The sequence below is a fragment of the Nostoc sp. ATCC 53789 genome (genome assembly GCF_009873495.1).
Classification (GTDB): Bacteria; Cyanobacteriota; Cyanobacteriia; order Cyanobacteriales; family Nostocaceae; genus Nostoc; species Nostoc muscorum_A.
Window position 1 is genome coordinate 4059939 of record NZ_CP046703.1, and the last position, 24950, is coordinate 4084888.

At 40.6% G+C, this 24950-nt stretch carries 18 protein-coding genes and 1 tRNA gene; 7 read left to right on the top strand and 12 right to left on the bottom strand.

The genetic code is table 11. The features are described 5' to 3' along the window. The first annotated feature begins 23 nt into the window (after positions 1-23). Positions 24-734 carry a DevA family ABC transporter ATP-binding protein gene (locus GJB62_RS16750; protein WP_114081305.1) on the top strand — a complete coding sequence of 237 codons (711 nt, stop codon included), beginning with the start codon at positions 24-26 and terminating at the stop codon, positions 732-734. Between the two features lie 138 nt (positions 735-872). On the opposite strand, the gene GJB62_RS16755 is transcribed toward GJB62_RS16750, so the two are convergent. The 6 genes from GJB62_RS16755 to GJB62_RS16780 all read right to left on the bottom strand — a co-directional run bounded on the left by GJB62_RS16755 (position 873) and on the right by GJB62_RS16780 (position 4622). After that, entirely contained in the window at positions 873-2378 is a 1506-nt protein-coding gene (locus GJB62_RS16755; RefSeq protein WP_114081304.1) for an NB-ARC domain-containing protein, read from the bottom strand. Between the two features lie 19 nt (positions 2379-2397). Next, positions 2398-2787, bottom strand: coding sequence for a type II toxin-antitoxin system VapC family toxin (locus GJB62_RS16760; protein WP_114081303.1), 390 nt, complete (start codon positions 2785-2787; stop codon positions 2398-2400). Then, a complete protein-coding gene (locus GJB62_RS16765) occupies positions 2784-3026 on the bottom strand; it encodes a hypothetical protein (protein ID WP_114081302.1) in 243 nt (80 codons plus the stop codon). The genes GJB62_RS16760 and GJB62_RS16765 overlap by 4 nt, the downstream gene beginning before the upstream one ends. A 149-nt stretch (positions 3027-3175) precedes the next feature. Beyond that, positions 3176-3625, bottom strand: a complete 450-nt coding sequence (locus GJB62_RS16770; RefSeq protein ID WP_114081301.1) for an HNH endonuclease — start codon at positions 3623-3625, stop codon at positions 3176-3178. A gap of 11 nt (positions 3626-3636) precedes the next feature. Then, positions 3637-4077, bottom strand: a complete 441-nt coding sequence (locus GJB62_RS16775; RefSeq protein ID WP_181852820.1) for a hypothetical protein — start codon at positions 4075-4077, stop codon at positions 3637-3639. Between the two features lie 11 nt (positions 4078-4088). Further along, positions 4089-4622, bottom strand: a complete 534-nt coding sequence (locus GJB62_RS16780; protein ID WP_114081300.1) for a hypothetical protein — start codon at positions 4620-4622, stop codon at positions 4089-4091. Between the two features lie 212 nt (positions 4623-4834). Between GJB62_RS16780 and GJB62_RS16785 the strand changes: the two genes are divergently transcribed. The 5 genes from GJB62_RS16785 (at position 4835) to GJB62_RS16805 (ending at position 14792) form a co-directional block, all read left to right on the top strand. Next, positions 4835-7318: a VIT domain-containing protein gene (locus GJB62_RS16785; RefSeq protein ID WP_114081299.1), complete on the top strand. Its 2484-nt coding sequence runs from the start codon at positions 4835-4837 to the stop codon at positions 7316-7318. 1193 nt (positions 7319-8511) lie between these two features. After that, a tRNA-Ser gene (locus GJB62_RS16790) sits at positions 8512-8596 on the top strand. A gap of 193 nt (positions 8597-8789) precedes the next feature. Further along, positions 8790-9971: a CapA family protein gene (locus GJB62_RS16795; RefSeq protein ID WP_114081298.1), complete on the top strand. Its 1182-nt coding sequence runs from the start codon at positions 8790-8792 to the stop codon at positions 9969-9971. Positions 9972-10719: 748 nt separating this feature from the next. After that, positions 10720-13494, top strand: a complete 2775-nt coding sequence (locus tag GJB62_RS16800; protein WP_114081297.1) for a hybrid sensor histidine kinase/response regulator — start codon at positions 10720-10722, stop codon at positions 13492-13494. Further along, a complete protein-coding gene (locus GJB62_RS16805; protein WP_114081296.1) occupies positions 13494-14792 on the top strand; it encodes a response regulator in 1299 nt (432 codons plus the stop codon). Before GJB62_RS16800 ends, GJB62_RS16805 begins: the two co-directional genes overlap by 1 nt. A gap of 230 nt (positions 14793-15022) precedes the next feature. On the opposite strand, the gene GJB62_RS16810 is transcribed toward GJB62_RS16805, so the two are convergent. From GJB62_RS16810 to GJB62_RS16825, 4 genes are all read right to left on the bottom strand, one after another. Further along, entirely contained in the window at positions 15023-16627 is a 1605-nt protein-coding gene (locus GJB62_RS16810; RefSeq protein ID WP_114081295.1) for a serine/threonine-protein kinase, read from the bottom strand. 759 nt (positions 16628-17386) lie between these two features. Continuing rightward, positions 17387-18715, bottom strand: a complete 1329-nt coding sequence (locus GJB62_RS16815; protein WP_114081294.1) for an ATP-binding protein — start codon at positions 18713-18715, stop codon at positions 17387-17389. A gap of 99 nt (positions 18716-18814) precedes the next feature. Next, entirely contained in the window at positions 18815-20104 is a 1290-nt protein-coding gene (locus GJB62_RS16820; protein WP_167755991.1) for a tellurite resistance TerB C-terminal domain-containing protein, read from the bottom strand. A 300-nt stretch (positions 20105-20404) separates the two neighbouring features. After that, positions 20405-21760, bottom strand: coding sequence for an ATP-binding protein (locus GJB62_RS16825; protein WP_114081292.1), 1356 nt, complete (start codon positions 21758-21760; stop codon positions 20405-20407). Positions 21761-21847: 87 nt separating this feature from the next. Between GJB62_RS16825 and GJB62_RS16830 the strand changes: the two genes are divergently transcribed. After that, positions 21848-22165 (top strand): TMEM14 family protein, encoded by a 318-nt coding sequence (locus tag GJB62_RS16830; protein ID WP_181852819.1) that lies wholly within the window; start codon positions 21848-21850, stop codon positions 22163-22165. Between the two features lie 362 nt (positions 22166-22527). On the opposite strand, the gene GJB62_RS16835 is transcribed toward GJB62_RS16830, so the two are convergent. Both GJB62_RS16835 and GJB62_RS16840 read right to left on the bottom strand, forming a co-directional pair. After that, positions 22528-23388, bottom strand: a complete 861-nt coding sequence (locus GJB62_RS16835; protein WP_114081382.1) for a fructosamine kinase family protein — start codon at positions 23386-23388, stop codon at positions 22528-22530. A 127-nt stretch (positions 23389-23515) separates the two neighbouring features. After that, complete coding sequence (locus tag GJB62_RS16840; protein WP_114081290.1) at positions 23516-24796, bottom strand: pitrilysin family protein; 1281 nt, start codon at positions 24794-24796, stop codon at positions 23516-23518. Positions 24797-24950 lie beyond the last annotated feature (154 nt).

Below are 24950 nucleotides of genomic sequence, written 5' to 3' on the forward strand. Positions count from 1 at the left end.
CATCACGAATAATCAAGCTATTTATGAGTAGTCAACCTGTAATCTCTGTTAAAAATCTCGATCATTACTTTGGTTCTGGTCAACTCCGTAAGCAAGTTCTATTTGATATCAACCTGGATATTAACGCCGGCGAAATTATTATTATGACTGGGCCTTCTGGTTCTGGTAAAACTACACTTCTCACCTTAGCCGGCGGCTTGCGTTCTGCCCAATCTGGCAGTTTGCAGATATTGGGACAAGAACTTTGTGGCGCTAGTACAGCACAACTTACCCAGGTGCGACGCAATAACGGTTACATTTTTCAAGCGCACAACTTGCACGGTAGCCTGACAGTACTTCAGAACGTCAGAATGGGCTTGGAAGTGCATAATAATATTTCACCAGCAGAGATGAAAACCCGTTCAGCCCAAATGTTAGAAGAGGTAGGATTAGGGCATCGGCTGAATTATTATCCTGATGATTTATCTGGGGGACAAAAACAAAGAGTTGCGATCGCTCGTGCGTTGGTAGGTCGGCCTAAAATAGTCTTAGCAGATGAACCCACCGCCGCCCTTGACAGTAAATCGGGACGAGATGTGGTTAACCTCATGCAAAAATTAGCTAAAGAACAGGACTGTACTATTCTCTTAGTTACTCATGACAACCGCATTCTAGATATTGCCGATCGCATTGTCTATATGGAAGATGGCAAATTAGTAAATGACGGTGCTGTTATTGTAAATTCAAGGGTTTAAATCCCCGATTCCAACTGTCTTTAATTTTGAAGTAATGAGTAATAAGTAATAAGTAATAAGTAATGGGTATTACTCATTACTCATTACTCATTACTCATTTATTTAATGCATCCAGTTAGTTAGGCTGGTTGTTTTTTATTAAACTGATTCTATTCCTGAGAGGATCGCAACATTACTCTTGATGTAACCCATTGCCAAAGGAGATTGACCATTTAACAACAACAGAATCTGATTAAATATTTGTGGAAGAGTTGCGCCATATAAATGCCAAAGCTTTTTCCAAAGTTGAGTTAATATGCGATCGCCTGCAATATCGTCAGTACCCGGTCGTAGCAACCAATGGGTTCGCAATATCTGAAAATGACGAATATCATTACTCTGCATAACTTTATAAATTTCTTGAGCAGCATATTCCACCAATTCATCTGTCACCACTTTCATTACTAGGGGTTGCAATGTAAATGAGGGTTCATAATCGCTGACCCATTTTTCTAAAAGCGATCGCCTTTCTAAGGTTACAATGCCCTCTAAAACCATCCCTGGGTCAACGGATATCAGCAAATGGGTTTGCAATCGAGAGAATGAGACAGGCTCTTGCCAAATAGCCAGCCAGTAGAGAATGTCTTGCTCTAAGCCGGAAAGTTGCTCAAATTGCTGCTTGAGAATTACACGCAAGCGATCGCCCACAATTAAAGTATTCTGACTCAAAAAAGCAGCAACATTTCCCCCAAATACAGACTGAATCAAGGGTGTTACCAGTTTCAGCGCCAAGGGATTACCGCGATAAAGTTGAATTAATGCTGATAACCCTAGTTCTTTGCCTGTAAATCCCCTTGATTGTAATAATTCTCTAGCCTCTGCTTTTGGCAACCCTTTGAGATTTAAACAGCGAGATGTTTTTGTATTAATTTCGATATTCTTTGGCTGTTCGCGGCTGCTAATCAGAATACAGCTTTGATGCCGTTCTCGACTTAGTTGTTGGATAAATTGACCATAGCTGAGGTTTTCTGATTGTGAGAAAATAGCCTCTAATCCATCTAATACCAACAGACAGCGACGTTTTTGTAACTGCTGTATAAGCTGTGCCGTACCTTGTTGAATATTCTGCACAACGCCTTGCTCAAAAGAATTTAGCAGGCTATTCAGCAGGGAAATCATAGATGGGGAAGTTTGCAGAGACTTCCAAATTAAACAATCAAATTTTGACTGAATGTGGTCTACTAAAGCCAGTGCTAGGGAGGTTTTGCCAATACCAGCGATACCGTTAATAGTGACTAATTTACAGTTTTGGCTAGTTATCCATTCTTCTAATTGTGCCAATTCCTGATTTCGTCCATAGAAGCTTTCGATATCAGGCGCTTCATTCCAATCTCGATAAGGCGTGCTGATGTCTGCAATAGTTTCTAAATCTGCGTGCGATAATTCTGCGATCGCTTCCCAGTTTCCAATACCAACAGCTTGACAGATAGCGATGAAGATTTCTCGCTGAATGCGATCGCCTTGCCAAAATCGGCGTAAAGTAGCTCTAGAGGTATGGGCATCTTGCCACCAGCGTGCGGTGCTAGTTTTTGTCCAACCTAGACGTTGACGGGATTTGTCTACAATTGCTAGTCCTGCTGTTGATGCTTTCAGCGAGTTTGACATACATCAACTTTATAATTCACTATTTGAGCGTTTGCACATCAGGATAATTAAGAATTTTAGCATCAGCAGTTAATAAAAGACAATTATAAAATCTTGCTGTAGCCACAATCATTTGATTGAATGGGTCGCTATGGAATCCATTTAATTGAGTTGAATCAACTATTATTGGCAAAGAAAAATTTAATAGTTGTACTCCTGGATAAGCTAAAGCAGCTTCTAGCCATTTCTCAATATCTACAGGCAAAATTAGTCGCTTTTTCTCTACTAATTTCGCTACTTCCCAGCAAGAAAGAATGCTGATTCCTAAACCGTCAGATTCGTAATCTTGTAACCATTGTTGCTGTTTTTGAGTCAGTCGTGAATCGTTCTGTACCCACCAAACCCAGATATGAGTATCAAGTACAATCATTGTAAAACTTCCCAATCTTCCACAGCTACAGGTTCAGTTGGATCTTCATAACGGTAAGGCTGTGTATTGTGCAAAGGATAAAGATTTGTATCTGATTGAGCTTTTAGTGCTATTTGCTTATCTGGAGTTTTCGCTTCCAGAATAATCACTTCCACAGCGTCGCCTGCATGAAAAGGTAAACCCTGTAGCGTCAGAGTTCCATCTTCAGTTAACACGATTTTTATCTTGTGAGCATTCATATTTTAACTCCTAAATTATTATCAAACAATTCTAATAACCCAATTGTAGCTACAAAAAAACTATAAATTCGATATTGGATTGGTTAATAATTTTTCGTAGGTACATAAAAAGCGGCAATTATTCCTTCAACGAAATGAGCCGAGATTTTTTATTCTTTGAGCGACTGAAGCAACTGACTAGGACGTGCAACTTTTACACCAAGATAAAAATCAGGATAGCGAACAAATATATAATGCTCATACTCATACCAGTGCATCTCACCCTTTTCTTGGTTACACGTCTGACAAATGACCCAGAAATTATTGAATTCCATTGATAACCAAGGATACTGGGATCTAGGAAGCTTATGATCTATTGTTTTACCACCCTTTTCAGAATACTTGTCCCCACAAATTGGACAGTACCAGCCTGAATGATCTCTCACCCAACTTTTACTTTCTTGTGTTGTACCACACTCATAATCACCATTAACATATCGCCAGTAATCGAATTTTCTATAATTTTCAAAATCTTGATGAGTTAGTTTATGATAGCGCTTGCTACCAATTTCATCTGCAATATTAAATAATTCATTCAGTTCTTTTCCTTCAATGTTCACACAATCTTCCTCTAATATTGGATAGTTCTATATGACTTTTGATTAGCTTGTCTTCTATATGTCTTTTTTGTTTTATTACTAAAATCAATAATTTCTATTTCTGTATCAGGATACTGCTTATCTATCTCTTCTGCAATCTCATTTACTTCTTTAGCTAAGTTATAATTAGTCTCCTGTATTTCTTGAGAAGTGAGATATTTATTTCCAATTCGGTCTGCTTCTAAAAATAATTCTTCAAGTGTCAAATCATCGAATTGATATTTATCTAAAAATTCTTTTATTTTATGATATAGTCTTATGAGGTTATTCCATCCAACATTCTTGTAACCTTCTGTTTTTAGCCAGTGTATATCTTCTTGCTTCAGCTTGTTTCTATTCTTTGAGTTAACACGTTGCGTATCGCGGTAACTCATCCCATTGAAAATTGTTTTTTTAGTTTTAAGCTCAGTCATAGAGTTACTTTTTATCCCAGGGTAGATTTGAATAAATGAATTACCGCTCTCCGAATTTCGCTGTCTTCATACTGAAGAATTTTCTTGGTATTTATAGCTAGTTTTAGTCTGATTTCATCAACTAAATTTTTTAAGTCTTTATTGTCTTTCATGAGTCGCTCATTTACAACAATCAAATCCTTATTTTGAGAAGTTATAGCTTTGAGCCTATCTTCTACAAGATTATTTTTGTCGTATGAGCTTTGAATTTCGTTTTTGCGTTTATCCCTTTCCTGTCTTTGATAATTTATAAGCTGATCAATTTTTGCAGCATATTCTTTTTCTTTCCGCTCAAGCTCATTTGTTTTCTTCGTTACCAAACCTTTCTGAGCAGCCTGAAGACGCTGACGATTGATTAATTCAGAACCAGCAAAATGTGAAATAGCTCTACGAATAGTAATTTCATCAGGATTAGTCTTAAAGTCAATTTTCTCTAATGCACGTTTAGCATCTGCTGTTGTCCATCCTTCATTTTCAAGTAGCTTAATAGCCTGTGACTTATTCACTGTTCTAAGTTTATAGGGTAGGGTTAATGTGATTTAGATTACGTTCTTTTAGTATAAAACACGTATGCAGTAACTAGACTGGCAATTTTACCGAAAATCATTATTTACTAGTGAACCTACTACTGAGCATCAAGTGAGCATAAAACTGAGCATATCTCCCTGAAAAACACACCTACGCTAGAGACAGCAAACAAAAGCGTCAGGTAAATATTATGACTCAAACCCTAGAACAACAAACCAGTGGCTTATATCTGCAAAACTCTAGCCAACAGATTGCTTTTCCCCTCAAACACACCGAAGTAAAAGCCAAAATCGCTGGTAACATCTCACGGGTGGAAGTTACCCAAAGCTTTGAAAATCCCTTTAGCACAACCCTAGAAGCCGTTTATATTTTCCCCTTACCCGATGAAGCCGCCGTTGATGATATGCTGATTCGCATAGGCGATCGCACAATTCAAGGCAGCATCAAAAAACGCCAAGAAGCTGTAGCTATCTATGAACAAGCCAGAAAACAAGGACAGACAGCCGGACTCCTCGAACAAGAACGAGACAATATCTTCACCCAATCCCTGGCAAACATCAAACCAGGTGAACAAATCGATGTGATTATTCGCTACAGCGACAGCCTAAAATTTGAGGGTGGAAATTACGAATTTGTCTTCCCAATGGTTGTTGGCCCCCGTTACATTCCCGGAATCACCATCGAAGAAGATGCAGTCGGGGGTGGTTCAGCTATTGCACCCATGACTTTAAATCAAGATACCGATTTAGTTCCAGATGCTTCCCGCTTAAACGCTCCCATTTTGCCAGCAGGAATGCGATCGCGTCATGATATTAATGTCACCATAGAAATTAATGCTGGCGTTGAGATTCAAGATATTAACTCACCCTCTCACCAAATCCAAATCATCCGTGAAGGACAGTTGGTAAATGTCAAACTAGTTGGTGGAGACACAATACCCAATAAAGACCTAATTTTACGCTACCAAGTTAGTAGTAATAACACTCAAACAACTACGCTTACCCAAGCTGATGAACGGGGTGGACACTTCGCACTCTACCTGATTCCCGCCTTTGAGTATCGTCCTGATGAGATTGTCGCCAAAGATATGGTGTTTCTCATCGACTCCTCTGGTTCTCAAAGTGGCGAACCACTGATGCAATGTCAAGAATTGATGCGTCGTTTTATCAATGGACTAAACCCTGACGACACCTTTAACATTATTGATTTTTCCGATACCACACAGCAACTCTCACCCGTTCCTCTTCCTAATACTTCTGCAAATCGTTTATTAGCAATCAACTATATTAATCGCTTAAACGCTGGCGGTGGAACGGAGATGTTAGGCGGTATTCGCACCGTCTTAAACTTAAAAGCCACAAATCCGGGACGCTTGCGAAATATTGTTTTACTAACTGATGGTTATATCGGCAACGAAAACCAAATTTTAGCAGAAGTTAAACAGCGTCTCCAGCCAGGAACCCGCCTTCATAGCTTTGGTGCAGGTAGTTCGGTAAATCGTTTCTTACTCAATCGGATTGCAGAATTAGGACAGGGTATTGCTCGGATTATTCGCCACGATGAACCTGTAGATGAGGTGGTAGAAAAATTCTTCCGCCAAATAAATAATCCAGTCCTCGCCAATATTCAATTGCAATGGGAGGGTGATGGGGAATCCCCAATTATGTATCCTTCTACACCACCAGATTTATTTGCAGAGCAACCGTTAGTGCTATTTGGACGCAAACCAGACGCGCATTCGGGAAAGTTGCACATCACTGGCATTGCTGCGGGTGGTAGGCTTTATCAGCACACCTTTCAACTAAATTTTCCCCAAACAGGTAATCCCGCGATTGCTCAACTTTGGGGACGTTCCCGCATCAAGGATTTAATGAATCAAATGGTTAGTGGAGACACAAAGGGAGGTGTGGAAGCAGTCACAGATACAGCTCTGACTTATCAAGTGTTATCGCAATATACCGCTTTTGTTGCCGTCAGTGATGATATTAGAGTCAATCCCAATCAGGATTTCATCTCTGTGCAAGTACCTGTAGAAATACCTGAAGCAATCAGTCATGAAGGTATTTTTAGTAACGTGACTTTTGGTGCTGCTCCTGGCGCTGGAATGGCAAGAAGTCGCAGGGAAGCAAAGAAACAATCTGCACCACCCGTATCATCCCCAATGTCTGTATTACCACCACCATCCCCAATGCCTGCACCAGCAAAACCGATACAACGGTTTGAAGAAATGGAGTCATTAGCGATGGAATTCGATATTCCAGCATCAGAGCCAGAAATCGGATTTGCAGATGATGATGGTTTTAGTAATCTTGATAGCCTGTTATCAGTTCCCGAAAAATCGATGCCACAATTGGAAGATTTAAAAGTTTTACACAAAGAAGAATCTTCTGTCCCTCATTTACAGGTTGTGAGCGTGACGGGATTGAATCAGCAGATGATTTCTCTGCTGACTCAATACTTGCAAGCAATTCAACTCCCTAGAGGTTTCGGTGGTGATTTGGTGTTTGAATTCCAGGTTAGCCGGGGACGGGTGAGACAATTACTGCTGGATGAACAGGCTTCATCTCTGAAGGAACAGACGGTGATTGAATTAATTAAGCGATCGCTTTTGGCTTGGCTACCCTCCCAGACTCTCACCAGTACTGTGGTGTTAACACTTCGGATTCAACCCTAATCGCTCCTTTATTAATATAGTGGAGAGCGATCGCTAAAAGGGTTGGCGTAGGCATAACTCGACTTTATCCAAAATTAAGAACTTGGTTCTCTTTATAGAGCAAAAGCCTTAGCTTTTTGGCAAAAACTTTTTCCATATCACTGATTCACGCTAAAATCGAAAAAGTAAAACTACTGTCCTACAAAGGTTTCAGCGCCAGATGGAGTGTTGCCAAAAAATGGATAAAGTCGAGCTAAGTGGTAATGCAAGATAAGTGACTTATGCTACCGCTCGGTTGATGGCATACTTTAGATTCAAAGAAGTAAGAAGAGTGAAAAATATTCATCAACAAAATTGGCTCAGATTTGTGAACCAGTTTTTTTTAGCAGAAGTACTTGATATAAGTACTTTTGTCTAGATTAGTTACTACCACAAAAAAAACTGTCATAATTACAATCAGGTAAACACTCACTTCAGAAATATATTAAGAATAGAGGTTCAATAATTTCTCTATACTGAAGTCTTAAATGCTATTAAAAATTGAAATATTTTTTCTGAAAGCAACAATTTCAAAAAACGTAATACATACTTCTGATGTATTTTCTTCGTAGTTATGTTTGAAATTGTTAAGTTTTATGTTGAAAATTACGGTACTTGTTTTTGTAGTGTTGTCTCTGTTTTATATTTTACTTTTAAAAGATGCTGACACGTCTATGGTTTATATGCTTGGTGCAATAGTTTGTACACTTTTATTAATAAATAATAAACTCTAATCTAGAAATTAATGGTTCTTCAGTACAGCTTTGAGAGCTTGACATTGTTCATTAGACAGATCCGGAAATTTGCAAAGTTGGTCTACGTCTGGGTTTTCTTCATAGTGTTAACACCGAACTAGGGGAAAAAATTAAAAAAGCCAGGGAGGGAGATAAACGCTCTCTATACCCGATTTGTGATGTCTTTTTCGATGTCTACAAACCTTACAGCAGTTTTCATGTATTTGAACCACATCCGTCGTAGGGCGCAAGACCTTGCGCCCCTACCCTATGGGTCTATTTACCTGAAAATCGCTGTAATTAGCCTTTGGTGTTTCCGAAGCATTCTGTTACGCAGATAAAGCGCTAATGTTATAGTAGTATAGGAAATGAGCTAACATTTCCCTCAATTCACGGCATTTGCATATTAAGATAGATACTCTAATGCGTGAATAAATATCTGGAGAGGTGTCCGAGCGGTTCATGGTGACGCACTCGAAATGCGTTTTGGGGAAACCCAACGGGGGTTCGAATCCCCCCCTCTCCGTTTAAAAATATTTCTGAAGAACTGGACAAACAAATTGTGTTTGGCTTGAAAACTGGCACGTATAATTAGTTGCAAGTGAAACGTTCTCATATTTACGTGTCTACTGAGTCAAATATTACCCAAAAACACTAAAATATACAGCGCCAACACAAATTTTTGGGATAAACTAATGCCATTGTGTGAGGAGTGAACGATGGCAAATCTCAGCCTGGAGAAAGGGTTTTCATTTAGTTTTATCAGTATCTGTTTATATCTGGGTATTAGTGTAGGAGTCGTTATTCGGCTTGGGCAATCACAGCAATTAAACGCTGCGACTACACCCACTGAACCTGTATCATTACCCTTTGCTATTCCTGAACCTAGGTTATTAACACCAAAACAGCAAATTTCTTCAGGTATTATTACTATCAAAGCTGTTGGAGATATTATTCCCGGCACTAATTTTCCTAACTATAGATTACCCCGGTTCCGAGATCAACTATTACCAAAGTCAGTCAGATCCCACTTGCAAGGATCAGACATTTTATTTGGTAACTTTGAAAGTAGCTTAACTAATTATCCTTACACTACTAAAGATACTAGTAGAGGACAAGTCTTTGCTTTCCGCTCTCCACCTGGATATGCTCGGCTATTTGCTGAGGCTGGTTTTAATGTGTTTAATATGGCAAATAACCATGCAATGGATTTCGGCCCGGTAGGGTTCAAAGATACAAAGAAAAATCTTGAGGCTGTGGGCATTGCAACATTAGGTCATAAAAATCAAATTCTCTATTTGAAAGCTAACAATATCCCTGTGGCAATGGTAGGTTTTTCTCCTTATGAAATGTATAATTCCATCCATAATTTAGGAGCAGCCCAAGCACTTGTAGCAGAAGCAAAAAAGAAAGCAAAGATTGTAGTAGTATCGATGCACGCTGGAGCCGAAGGGACTGGGGCACTACATGTTAAGAATCAGACAGAGTTTTTTTATGGAGAAAACCGAGGTAATTCAATCCAGTTTGCTCGAAATATGATTGATGCGGGAGCAGATTTAGTACTAGGACATGGACCTCATGTTCCGAGAGCGATGGAAATTTATAAGGGAAAAATAATTGCCTATTCTTTAGGAAACTTTCTAGGATATCGGACTTTATCTACAAATGCCCAGACGGGTGACTCGATGATTTTAGAAGTCAAACTCAACTCTGTGGGAAATCTGATATCAAGTAAAATTATCCCTGTGCGGATGAATCAGCAAGGAATCCCTCAAATCGATCAACATTTTCGGACTGTGAAACTTATACGTTCTTTGAATAATCAAGCTTTTCCAAAAAATCCTGTAAAAATTAATAAAAAAGGGGAAGTTGTTGTACAGAAAAGGAAATTAGGAATTTAGCTAACAATAAAACAAAATTTACTCGTGATTTTTATAATAAAAATTACATAATGAAATATTGATTTGATCAGTCTTTATAAGGTTAATTTGGAATCACGAAAAGCTCCATCAGGAAAATCCTTAAACGTTCCAGGATTTTCCTGATTAGCTGATATAATTACGGAGGAAAAACTGATAAATATCAGCAGCAATAATTTTTCAGGCTATAAAAAGCTAGCTCGCAGCAAGAAAAATTGTTAAGCAATGGCTCTTTTATAAAGGCTAGCAATAACTGGTTTATGTTCATATACAACAGAATAAGTCCAGTTTGAATTCACGTATAAATACGGCGTTTATTTTGGAAAATATGGCAAATAATATAAGTACTAATTTTCGGAAGATTACAAAACTTAATTTGTAAAATCGTATGTGATAGTAGTTTTATTTAATTTAGATTATCTTAGATTTTGTAATTACAAGTATAGACGTATCGAGGGAGATATCTACTTAGTAAAAGTGAATATTACAGTCAAAAATAAAATCAGAAACTCTCCTAATTGAGTAGCGCATTATGGTGGAGAATAATTTGCTGGAGTTATTCGCAATACTGATGAATATAGCTGAGAAATATAGATTTATTAAGTAAAAATTATTGTTCATCGGCTAACCGGAGTATTTAAAAGTCTTGAAACCAAGTTTTGTAATTTATTGGGTACTGATAAGGGCGATAGCACACTTCAGCATTGCCAGTTTATAGGAGTCAGCAGTTATGTCTTCCTTTTCAAAAAAAATCATAGCTCGTAGCTTGATTCACCGTTTGCCATTGCGCTCGCTCTTGATTGTTCCATTTGTCCTGCAAATCTTTGCAGCCGTTGGGCTAACGGGGTATATTTCCTTGCGTAATGGGCAGAAGGCAGTCAATGATGTTTCTGGTCAGTTACGTCAAGAGATGAGCGATCGCCTCAACCTGCAAGTTCTGGACTATTTGGAAAGACCTTATGTGACTGGACAAGTGATCGTCGCAACTGCTCAAGAGGGACAGCTTGATTTAACCGATGTCACCAAACTAGAACGGCCTTTTTGGCGGTTAGTCAGCCAAGATATAGTTGAATTTATGCAAATTGCGATGGCTGACGGCACGAGTATACAAGTAGAGGATTTACCGAATAAAGGCATCGTGGCTTTGATTGGGAACAAAAAGGATCTACCTCAGCGCCAAATCTACCAACTTGATGATAAAGGTCAACGGACTGCATTGATAGAAACTATAGCTAATTTTGACCCTCGCTCTCGACCCTGGTATAAAACTGCACAGGCAGCCGGAAAACCAACCTGGACAAAGCCTTTTTTAGGCAACTCGATTAAAATCCCTTCAATTTCTCTAACCCAACCCATATACAACAGCAATGGCGTGTTCTTAGGAGTTCAAAATAATCTTTTTCGGATTAACAAAATTCATAATTTTCTCAAGAAGCTAAAGGTGGGTCAAACGGGACAAACTTTTATCATTGATCGCTCAGGCGACCTGATCGCAAGTTCAAGGCTTCCAGACCCCTATATCATCAATCTCAAAGAGAAGACTTTGCAACAAATTCCTGCCGTCAAATCTGAAAGCCCTGTAATTAGCGCCACGGCACAAGCTATTCTTGATCGATTTGGTAGTTTCAATGCCATTCAAGAGAGTCAACAGATTGATTTCAAGCTGCCAACTGGAAGACAGTTTGTGCAAGTTTCAGCGATTCGAGACGGACGAGGCATTGACTGGTTGAGCGTAGTTGTCGTGCCGGAATCGGACTTTATGGCACAAATTGATGCCAATACGCGCAACACGATTTTGCTCTGCTTGGGTGCGTTGGGTTTGGCAACCATGTTGGGTATCTATACCTCGCGCTGGATTACCGATCCCATCCTACAATTGCAACAAGCGAGTGAAGCGATCGCCACTGGAGACCTTGATCGCACTGTAGAAGTGAAAGGTATCAATGAACTAGAAGCATTGGCGCGCTCGTTTAATCAAATGGCGGCCCAGCTCAAAACCTCCTTCACCGAACTCGAAGATCGCGTTGCCGAACGCACGGTTGAACTTCAGCAGGCGAAAGAAGTAGCCGACAGTGCAAACCATGCCAAAAGTGAATTTCTGGCCAACATGAGCCATGAACTACGTACACCGCTCAACGGAATTCTCGGCTTTGCCCAAATTCTAAATCGCTCCAAATCTCTACCCGATAAAGAACGTCATGGGGTGAATATTATTCATCAGTGCGGCTCTCATCTTCTCACACTGATCAACGACATCTTAGACCTATCCAAAATTGAAGCTCGCAAACTAGAACTCATCCCCAAAGCCATCCACTTCCCCGCCTTTTTGCAAGGAATTGTGGAAATTTGCCGCGTCCGGGCTGACCAAAAAGGCATCGACTTTGTTTATCAGCCCGATGATAACTTTCCTATAGGCATTGAGGCTGACGAAAAACGTCTGCGCCAAGTTCTGCTCAACCTTCTAGGCAACGCAATTAAATTCACTGACCAGGGCTGTGTTACTCTCAAAGTCGAGGTGCTGAAGACCAATGTAGATGTTTCCATACCCCGAATCAAATTTCAAATTCTAGATACTGGAGTAGGTATCGCCGCCGATCAGGTACACCAACTCTTCCAACCCTTTGAACAAGTTGGGGATCAGAAACGCCAGTCAGAAGGCACTGGCTTAGGGCTAGCAATCAGCCAAAGCATCATCCAACTTATGGGTGGGAAAATTCAGTTGAAGAGTGAACTTGGTGCGGGGAGTGAGTTCTTTTTTGAAGTGGAATTACCGATCGCCACCGATTGGGTGCAACAAAGCGCTCATAGCTCTGGCAAGCAAATCATTGGCTACGAAGGGTCAAAACGCAGCATTTTAGTCATTGACGATCACTGGGAAAATCGGTCGGTGATTGTGAACCTACTAGAGCCTCTGGGTTTCAATTTGCTAGAAGCGGAAAATGGTAAAGAAGGGTTAGCTCAAGCTCAACAGCACCACCCCGATTTAATCATCACCGATCTTGCTATGCCAGTGATGAATGGCTTCGAGATGCTGAAACATCTCCGCAAATCAGCCGATTTACAACATCACAAAGTGATCGTCTCTTCAGCATCCGTGGCAGAAATTGATCAGCAAATGAGCATCAATGCAGGCGGGAATGACTTCTTACCGAAACCCGTCCATGCTGATGAGTTGTTTGCAACATTGGAAAAGTTTTTAAATCTAGTTTGGCAGTATGAAACCCCAAGCAATGGAGAAACTGCAAATATCGAGGCTAGTTGGCTAAAGGCTGACTCTACAAACTTTGCACCCGATCAAGTGCCGCCGCTAGAAGACTTGCAAAAACTCCTCAAACTGGTGCAACAAGGGCGGTTAAAAAAAGTCATTGAGATGGCAGAACAGCTAGAGCAACGCGATCGCATCTACCAACCCTTTTCCCAACAGATCGTCAAACTGGCTCAACAATTTCAGCCAAAGCAGATTCACCAGCTGATCCAAGCCTATTTAGGGGCAGGAGCAAGTTAATGAGCAATGGCTTGATCTTGATTGTGGATGATATGCCCACCAATTTGGAAGTCATTTCCAGCACCCTAGAAGATGCTGGCTTTGAAGTAGCGATCGCTCTGGATGGACTTAGCGCGATCGAACAAGCACAGCTTAATGAGGAACTCGATCTGATCTTATTGGATGTGATGATGCCGGGAATTGACGGCTTTGAAACCTGTCAACGCCTCAAAAGCAACCCAACCACCAGCCATATCCCGATTATTTTTATGACTGCACTCTCGGATACCACGAACAAAGTCCGCGCTCTAGAATTGGGAGCCGTAGACTACATCACCAAACCTTTTTCTGAGCAAGAAGTCCTTGCACGAGTCAAAACTCAAACCAAGCTATATCGACTCAGCCGTAGCTTAGAACAGCAAGTGGTCGAGCGCACAACCCAACTATCTGAGGCATTGGCAGAACTCAAGACCTCACAAATCCAACTCGTGCAACGCGAAAAACTATCTGCTTTGGGCAACTTAGTCGCAGGAGTCGCCCATGAAATTAATAATCCCATTGGGTTCTTGAGCGGCAACATCGAGCCGGCTCTAGAGTATATCAACGATATTTTTGGATTAGTTGACCTTTATCAACAGGAATATCCACAGCCCAGTACTACAATTCAAAACGAGATTAAAACCATTGACCTCGATTATATCCGTGAGGATCTTCCTAAACTAGTCGGCTCGATGCGTGAAGGAGTGAGGCGAATTACAGATATTAGCACTAGTCTCAGAACCTTTTCTCGTGCTGACACCGAGCGCCCCGTTCTTTGCAACCTTCATGATGGTATTGACAGCACAATTTTAATTTTAAAACATCGTCTGAAAGCAAATGAAGAACGCCCCGCTATTGATGTGATCACTGATTATGGTGATTTGCCCCAAATTGAATGTTTTCCGGGTCAGTTAAATCAGGTATTTATGAATATTTTGGCAAATGCCATTGATGCATTAGAAGACTCGAATAATGGACGCACTTTTAAGGAAATTCAAGCCAATCCTAACCGCATTATCATAAAAACTAGAGTCAAAGATAACCAAATTCAAGTTGCAATTGCGGATAATGGTATCGGGATGAGTGAACAAGTCAAAGAAAAAATATTTGACCATTTATTTACTACTAAAGCTGTTGGTCAAGGAACCGGTTTAGGGTTAGCGATCGCTCATCAAATTATCACAGAAAAACATAACGGGTTGCTTTTTGTGAATTCTACACCCGGTAAGGGAACTGAATTTTTGATTACCATACCGATTCTGGCTGAGATTCGGAGTTAAAGGAGAGCAAAGGTATATTTATTCTCTGTCACAGAAGGGTAACTCCCAAGTATTTCTTGAGACAGTAAATCTCCTTGTTAGACTTACACTGATTGCAGGACTCCAAATCAGAGATTTTGAAGTGAGGCTTCAACCCTTACTCACTTCTCTGCGAGACGCTGCGCGAACAGTCGTTGCAGAGGACAGGAATCAGAATTCCCTCCTGCCCTCTTCCTGCCTTCTAAAATTGATTAGTTATTGTCATCTTGTAGCTTTTCGGGCAATTTGCGATCGCTCTGGGGTTGATTATCAGTTGGTGAATTTTGCTTTTCCAATGTTGGTACTACTACAGCAGAAGGATCTGACTGTTTGGATTGTGTCGATGGTGCTGCTGGTATAACCACAGAATTTGGTGGAATTATCGGTTGAGGGGAAGCAGAATTCTGATTAGAGGCGGGTGAGTTATTTTGTGGCAATGGTGCGGGAGAAGCACTACGAGATGACCGGATCGCGCGTAGTTTTTCCACAAGCGAGGGTGTGGGGGAAACGCTAGGTGAAGCTCCAGATTGCTGCAAATCGCCCCGTTGTGACTCTCCTGTAGGTCTGCTAGGAGTTTCTTCGGGGGAAGAACGGCGATTACGTCGGCGCTGTTTGGAATTAGAAAGAGGTGCTGATTCTGTTCTTGAGGTGGTGTTAGTCTCTGCACCATTTTCTAAGCTAGGTGCTTTCGCGGCTGGCTGTTGAGTAGGCTGTTCAAAAAGCGGCTTTGTGGTTGGCTGCGGCTGAGATTTGGGTAAAATGCTAGTGATGCCAAAACCTGCTGTAGCAGCAACCAAGGCTACACCCACACCCATTAGTATTTGAGATGATCCCGGTTTTTTTGCCAGTGGATTTTCTTTAGCGATGCCTTGGTTGGGTTGTGCCAGCACAGATGGCTTATGAAGGCGATTTTGGCCAGTTTTTCCAAGTAAAGTTGCAGCTTGTTGGGCAGATAAATTGACAGTTGGGACTGCATAAGTTGCTAAGGCTTCCGATGTCATCAGCCCCTCATTTCCAGGTAGGAGTTGTAACCACTCAGCAACTGTCGCTGGTCGAAAACGAGACTCCACCGCCATACCACGCATTATTGCCTGATTGACAGCAGCACTCAAGTGTGGTTGCAATTCGCGGGGAGAAGGCATTTGTTCGCGATCGCGCAATAATGCTGGCATAGGAACTTGTGCTGTCAACAGTGAATACAAAGTTGCGGCTAAACCATAAACATCTGTGGCGGGTGTGCGCGGCGCTTGCGTCAAATACTGCTCAATTGGAGAATAACCTTCAGAAACCAGACCAGTGTGAGTCTGTCTGACATTGCCATTAAATTCCCTGGCAATGCCAAAATCAATTAGTACTACTTCTTGTGTTCCTTGACGAAGAATAATATTATCTGGTTTGACATCTCGGTGCAGCAAACCATTGTTATGTACTACCTGTAAAGCTGCTCCAATTTGCCGAATGTAATGAATTGCTGTGGCTTCAGGCAAAGTTATTCCTGGTAATACAAATGCGTCTCCCAAGGTTTCGCCACGAATGTATTCCATTACCATGTAAGGCAATCCAGCTTCCACAAAAAAGTCACTGACTCGGACTATATTTGGATGAATACACGTAGCTAATCGTCTGGCTTCATCTTGGAATTGGCGCTCAAATTTCGCAAAATCAGGATGTTGTCGCAGCCGTTCATTGATGGTTTTCATCACCACCTCCTGGCCCAAGTAGTGATGGGTAGCTTTAAATGTAATACCAAAGCCACCCCGCCCTATTTCTTGAATTAGGGTATATTTTCCATCTTGCAAAATTGTGCCTGCTAACATAAAGAGTCCTGAATCCTGAGTGAGCAGATAAATAGCGAGTCCTGAGTCTTGAGGAATTTCTATTTCTAAAATTTTTCCGTATTTTATATGAGGCAGGGTTTATTACCTGTCTATTCTACGGGATGATTTAGTTATCGGAACTCCCTAAGCGAGAAAACCTCCCCACCTCACAAAAGTTTTATCTTTTTCAGATGATAACGCGGGAGTAAAGAAATTCTGAAGTAGGAAAAAGACTTAAGCTATCTGCTACATCCGTAATGTCAAGGAGAAAACACGACTTGACGCGCTAGTTGCTACAACATAGTTTCTTAATTGAGGCTTTAATTTCGTCCTAATTTAACGCGATGTGCGACTTATTCTTAAAACCCCACTTCCATTCCTCTCCCCGAAAGGTCGAGAGGCTTTGATTCTTGCTCCCCTTCCCTTGTAGGGAAGGGGTTGGGGGTTAGGTCTGAGAGAAAGTCGCACACGGCGTTAATTTAGGACATTGAGCGTCACAATCCGCTTCCAAGTTCTAGACAAGAGATTCTACGTTTAGATATAAACAAAAGTGATTTCAATAAATATTATTTAACGATATGGGCTGGTATAAAAAAATATGTAATTTCCAGTAATGAACTCGATATTTTTACTGTAACTCTTTTGGAACTTGATTGGCTAGCTCATGAACTTAGCGATTGGCTAGGCTTACCAATTACAAAAAAGTAAACTTTGTCGAGTAATGTGCTTACTTTTATTGTTCAGTCTCTTCATCATTAATCACAAACTAAATTCTGCTGCGCCATCCTCATCTGCAACTGCATTCTTACCCATAGCAGTAGGTTTAAATTTAGAGCCATGAATTAATTCACCAAACACAATTCCTGGATTTTGGTGAAGAATATTCAGCACACTCATAAAATCCCGCACAATTTCCCCTGGTGTCAGTAATGCTTCTGCACCCAAGCGATTAATAATTTCTTGCACAAACTCCTTTAACTCAATATTTTTCAAAGTTTGTTCATACCCAAAATTAAGTGCATGAATCTCAGCTAAACGTTGCAGAAGGGTTAAAATTTCTGCTTCATTTAACGGATTTAGCCGAATCACTGGCCCTGAATTTTCTTGAATATTAGCTTGTGCAACAAAACGACTTTCTTTTGTGCGTCTTTGCCAAGCTTGGTCTGCAAAAAGTCCGCGTTTGGGGTCTTCTAAAAATTTAGTTGTTCCACCAACGACAATGCCAAGATGTTCAGCTTTACACTGCATGGTGTCGTTAAACATTGCCAGGAGTCGATTATAATTTTTTTCCCGCGTAACTGTGGTAGATATTTGATATAAATGTACAGCTTCATCAACTAAAATTAACAGTCCTTTATAGCCAATCTCAGCGACAAATTTCGCAAACAGTTTTATATAGTCATACCAACTATCATCATCAATAATGACGCGCACTCCTAAAGCTGCTTTTGCCTCAACTTTAGTAGTAAACTCTCCCCGCAACCAGCGCATAGCCGCATTTTTTAAATTATCATCATCCATTCGGTAGCCACGCCAATAAGCGATAATCACGCTACCAAAATCAAAACCGTGAACTAAATCTTCAATATACTGAACTACTTCCCTAATTTTTAATTCAACTTTGTCATCAAAACCATCGTCATTGGGACGCATTTCAGTTTCTTTAACCACTTCTTGTTGAATTTTATTAATCCATCCTTCTAAAATCGAGACTAAAGCACCACCATCAGGGCGAGTTTTTGTAGCTAGGTGGCTCATTAATTCTCGATAAGTAGCGACACCTTCATTGTTGCTCCCAGCTAATCGGCGTTCAGGGGATAAATCAGCATCTGCTACTACAAAACCTTGCTCCATAGCGCGGTTACGAAGTAGTTGCAATAAAAAGCTTTTCCCGGAACCGTAGTTACCAATTATGAAGCGAAATGCTGCTACACCTTCTGCAATATCATCAAGATTTTGTAATAGGCTTTTTAGTTCTTTTTCTCGACCTACTGCGATATATTCAACTCCTACTCTTGGCACTACCCCCGCACCAAGGGAATTGATTAAACCAGTGGAGATTTTTTTCGAGATTTTGAGCTTTGCCATGTATTACACTTCTTTTTATTCTAAACGCATAAGCACGCAGTAAATAGGTAAGGTACATATTCACCTTACTACTAATCTGACGACGGCAATAATAATATTTTAATTTGGCGACGCATGTCTAGCCATGAGACTTTCATGCGTTGCAATCATTTTTTTCACATGGGTAATATGCTCATGATAAACTTCTGGAATTTCCGAATCTGAGTTAATTATTAATTCCCCAATAGTATCATTTGCCCGTTCATTTATAGAATCGATTAAAAGATTCGGCATAGTGATATTTGCTTCGGCAATTTTTTTAATAGCAGCCTTGGGATTCTCTTGCTCGACTATCGCTTTTAATACTTGTAGTTCGTATCCTGGGAGATTTTCTAAAAGATTAGTCCATTCTTCAGGTATATTCTCTGATATATCAATTTCCGATTTATTTATGACTGCTGTAGTTTCCATTATTTCAGAAAAAGGAAACAATTCAGTATCATCTTCTTGGAAATTATCAGCTAAAGGTTCTTGATTAAATGTTTCTAGTTGTTGGAGTAATTCCCATACTTGATTTTGCAATGAATCTCGTTCTTCTTGCAATAATGAAATTTGCCCTTGCAACTGCTGTAATTCGGCTTTGTGTTCTGCTAGTTGGGTTTGTGAAGAATGTAGGATAGCTTGAATATTTTCTCTTTCGGTTTTTGTGGCTACCAGCAACTGATTTTTTTGGGTTGTCTCAACTTCTAACTCTTGAATTGCAATTCGCAGTTCGTATAGTTTTTCTTCTAATTGGGGTTTGAGTCTGCCTAAAAGAGTTAAATTACTTTCAACTTCTTGTTTCTCTTGCTGGAGTTCTGAAATTTGGCTTTGCAATTGCGTAATCTCAGCACGGGATACATTACAATTCGACTCTAGACGGCGCTTTTCTGCTGTAAGTATAGAAAAAGCATTATTCAATTCTGTTTGACTTTTCTGCAAGTTATTAATTTCGATTTGCAGAGTATTTATTTCAGTTTCTAGCTGTTTTTTCTGTCCGGTAAATGTTCTTAATTCTCGATGTAAACTATCTCTTTGATTACGACTTTCTATGACTTGATTTTGGAGTTGCTGTGACTCTGCATATAATAAATTATGATGTTGTTCGATTTGATTTATTTCTCTGACAACGCGAGCTTTCAACCCCTCCATTTCTTTAATTCGTTTGCGGAGAGAACCTAAAACAAACATTTCATAATTTCTCCGCCGCTTATCTACAAATAATGCTGTTGTATAGATAGTAGCGGCTGTAATTAAACCTGTGAGAAAAGCTTTATTAAAATCCCAGCTTGGGACGAGACTAAGACCAAAACTCACACTAAAGGCAACTATTCCTAGTATAAATCGATTGCTGATCGTTACTGATTGCATATTGCTCGTTTTTAGCGTAGTGAAATTATCAGAATAAGTAAGTTTCATACTAATTCGTAATACTCGCCATTGGCGTAGCGTCCCGTAGAGAAGGCGAGAAGCAAGCTACGTAATTCCTAATTACATTCGCGTATCTGCCAATATAATTACGAATTAGAATACACAGGTAATTCTGTTTGGTTAAATAAGGCATTTTTCCAAAGTTTTGTATCATAGTAGTTATGAAATATGTAGTTTTAGTTACTGGCGCATCATATTATTATGTAACTAACAAAAAAATTAATCATCAATAAATTAATTTTAATCAGAAGTATTGGATGTATTGTTGTTTGCAGAAAAAAGTCTTAAATCTGCTTTTAAAAAATCAACAAACTGCCGTGCTGTGCGTCCAGAACGACCGTTGTGGCGAGTTGCCCACTGTAATGCTTGAAATTCCAAATCTTCATGAGTAATATTAATTTCAGCTTGTGCTACAAGATGTTGTACTATCTTCAAATAAGTTTTCTGATCGGCTGGTTCAAAGGTCAAGGTTAAACCAAAGCGATCGCTAAACGAAAGCTTCTCCTGCATCGTATCCCAAGCATGGATTTCCTCATTATCCTTGGGGGTAGGTCTATCCACAAAAAATTCCCGAATCAGATGGCGGCGATTGGAAGTAGCATACACAACTACATTTTGCGGCCGCGCGGTTAAATTACCTTCTAAAACTACCTTGAGCGCTTTAAAGGCATCATCATCTTCTTCAAAGGAAAGATCGTCGACAAAGATAATAAATTTTTGTGACACTCCTCGTAAATGTTCCACAATTTCTGGTAGGTCTTTTAAATCAGATTTTGTCACTTCCAATAAGCGGAGACTACGCTCGCTATATTCATTTAACAAAGATTTCACTAAAGAAGATTTGCCAGAACCACGACTACCGTAAAGTAATACATGAAGTGCCATCTCTCCTGATAATAAAAACTCTGTATTTTTTAACAAAGCATCTTTTTGAGACTCGTAACCTACAAGCGCACTCAACTTAACCGGATCAGAATATCGGATACCGATAAACTGCCCAGCTTGCCAACGTAAAGCGCGATATTCTGCAAATAAACCAGAGCCACATTGCCGATAATAAGCCGCCAACTCTTCTACAGCATCACCCCAATTGTCTAAGTCTTGTAAATATGTAGCGAACTTTGTCTCTACTCCTACGAATTCTTGCTCTTTATACCACACTACCGGCGAAATCGGCATGTGAGCTACGCTTTGTATCCACTCACTCAAAGAGGCGCTGCTACATTCATAGAGACTTTGTAATATTTGTAAATCATGCTGCACTGCTGCTACTAAAGCTGGAGGTAATTCTTCAAATTCTTTCACTTGGGCCAGTTTTGTAAAAGGATTATTAGAGAAGAGAAGTTGAGTAATTAAATAGTCTTCCCAGTTTTGATTTTTAGCAGCTAAAGCGTGGAAGTAACGACCGTAGGCTTGGAGACAACCCCGTGCATCAGAGTCAGTGTAACGTATAGCTTGCAACAGTTCCAGAAATGCTATCCCCACTTCGCCTTGAAGAACAGACTGGTACAGTAAAAGTGAGGCCGCTTGACGCTGGAGATATTGGACTTTTGTATATGAGGTAGTACTTGTTATTGGCATCGCTTGATTATCCATCAATCAACTGTGTGGTATAGCTATTTAGCTATGGTAAATTGTCGGCTGACCTTGGCAGTAAAGTCAAAATCTACAGATGTATTAACAATGAATTTAAGTATAATTGCTGCTTTCGCCTACGGCATATTAGCGATCGCTGGTGGCATTATTGGCTATATTCAAGCTAGAAGTAAGGTTTCACTGGTAAGTGGTAGTATTAGCGGTTTATTACTAATACTCGCTGCTTACTTTCAACTCCAAGGGCAAACCTGGGGTTCGATTTTAGCAGTGTTAGTTACTGCTGTTTTAGTTGTAGTCTTTGCAGTTCGACTAGCTAAAACACGTAAGTTTATGCCGGCGGGATTAATGACGATTTTGGGGATGGTGGCATTGGCGGTGATGGTGAATCAAATAGTGGCTTTATAGTCTTAATACTTTTCGGTTAAGGGGGAAAGGGGAAAGGGAAAGGGTTTGAATTTACTTTTCCCCCAAGCCCAGTAACCTTTCCCCAGTTCAAAAGAGAGATTGTTGGGTTTATCCGAAAAGTATTGGCATCAGTCTATAAGCAATAACCACGTTCCTGTTTTTATATCCAAGGGTATGCATTCACAAGGCAAGCCGATGCACTAACAAAGCAAGCTAACGCATTCACAAAGCAAGCCGACGCATTCATAAAGCAAGCCGATACATTCATAAAGCAAGCCAACGCATTCACAATGCAAGCCGATGCACTAATAAAGCACGGTATTGCCAAATTTGATTCGTTACGAATTAATGAAATGCTGTAGTTAGCGCAAAATCTGGTCAATCATCCGGTTCGCCTGGGAAGCATAACCACCGCCGAATAAATTGAAGTGATTCAAAATGTGATAAAGGTTATAGAGTGTTTTTCTCTGCTCATAGCCTGCATCTAAAGGAAAAACTTCGTTGTAACCTTTGTAAAAAGCTGCGGGGAACCCACCAAATAATTCTGTCATGGCAATATCAACTTCGCGATCGCCAAAATAAGTTGCTGGATCAAAAATCACAGGTTCTCCTGACGCAGTACACCCGGCATTTCCACCCCATAAATCGCCATGTACTAAAGAAGGTTGTACTTGGTGCGCCAATAGTTCAGGGATAGTTGCTAGTAATTTTTCTTGCTGGGGGAAACTTCCTCCCCGTCGCCTTGCCAACTGAAATTGATAACCAAGGCGATGTTTAATATAAAATTCTGTCCAGTCTGGTGTCCAAGTATTGATTTGGGGCGTTGAACCAATGGTATTGTTAATTTTCCAACCAAAACCTTGGCTACTGCTAGCTTGATGCATCGCCGCCAACTTGCGCCCCATCTCTTCCCACGAATTGCTGTTGCCATTACCAAGTTCTAACCATTCCAGCACAATGTAGCTAGAGTTCTCAGCTACACCCCAGCAAATAGGTTTTGGGATGCGAATACTAGCTGTTGCTAGCATTTCCTTTAAACCCAGTGCCTCAGCCTCAAACATTGCAACTTGGGATGCAAGGTTGAGCTTGACGAAGTAGGTAATCTCACCATTGGAAACAGCATAACCTTGGTTGATACATCCACCACCAACCGATCGCCGTTGCTGACTCTGAAATTTTTCGCCAGTCACCTGGCTGATATAGGTGTCGATTTGAGTCCACATGATTAAATTGGGGATTGGGGATGAGGGAGCAGGGGACAGAGAGCAGGGGAAAAATTCTTCTTCCAACCTCCTGCCTGGTTGTTGAGCGTAGTCGAAACACTGCCTCCTGCCTCCTGCCTTCTTCACTTTACGGCTTAACGACAACTACACCATAAGCATCTGGGGAAAGATACTCTTTGGCTGCTTGCATTAAGTCAGTTGCCTCTTGACTCTGAATATAATCTGGGTAGTTAAAGGCGGGTTCTAAATCTCCCACCAAGGAATGATAGTAACCATACAACCCAGTGCGATCGCTTGGTGTCTCATTGCCAAAAATAAATCTGTTCGCTACTCGCCGCCGTACACGGGCAATTTCTGACTCTGTGATTAACTCGGTTTGGACTGTGCGAATATGTTGAGCGATCGCATCCTCTACTTCAGCTAAATTTTCTACTGCACATTTAGCTGAAATATAAAATGTCCCTTGCAGCTGATTGCTCATATTGCTCACAGAAATTGAAGAAACTAATCCCCGTTCTTCTCGTAAATCTCTCACCAGTCTTGATGTCCGTCCGTGTCCCAAAACTCCAGCTAAAACATCCAATCCATAGGTGCGATCTAACTGCACCATTCCTGGAACCCGCCAAAGCATCAATAGCCTGCCTTGCTGGAGACTTTCATCTATAAATTCTCGACGGACAATTTCTGTAAATGGTGACTCAGGATTTAGTGAGGAGTGGGGGGTGGGGAGTGGGGAGTGCTGAGTTTTATTAGCTTTTGTAAATCCTTCAGCAACGATCGCAATTAATTCTTCCACAGGCAAATTGCCTACAGCTACAGCAGTAATTGACTGGGGTTGATACCAACTATGATGAAAATCCCGCATCTGCTGGGGTTTAAGTTCGGCAATTACCGATTCTGGCCCCAATACCGCACGACGATAAGGTAGCTCATTATATGCTGTCTCCATTGCCCGGCGAAATGTCCGCCGTTGGGGATTATCTTCTGAACGCCTAATTTCTTCTAAAACTACTAATCGCTCACGTTCAAAAGCATCATCGGGAATACTAGCATTTGATACTACATCTATTTGTAATGGAGCAAGCTGGGCAAAATCTTTGGGGGCAGTAGTTATATAGTAATGAGTATAGTCTTGGCTGGTAGCGGCATTGGTGACAGCACCCCGTTCTTCAATTCGACGTTCAAACTCGCCGCTAGCCAATCGTTCTGTTCCCTTAAAAATCATGTGTTCTAAAAAGTGAGCCATACCGTTAATGGCATCAGATTCGACGGCTGAACCAACTTTAATCCATAAATTGAGGTTTACAGCTTCGACTGGCATCTGCTCCGCTATGATTGTCAAACCATTGGGTAACTGATGCAGGGTTGGGCTATGAAGACGAGTAAATTTCCGCAGGGTTGAAGTCATTGCTACTTGTGTGAGGAGCTACGTTACCTCTTTATCTTATCCGCGACGCAAAATCTATATAAAAAGACCTCTCCCTAGCTTTAGAACTTTCAAATAAAAAATATCCCCAAGTCGATTGCAAAATCTCTCCATTCCTCTTCACTCTGTGTTCTCT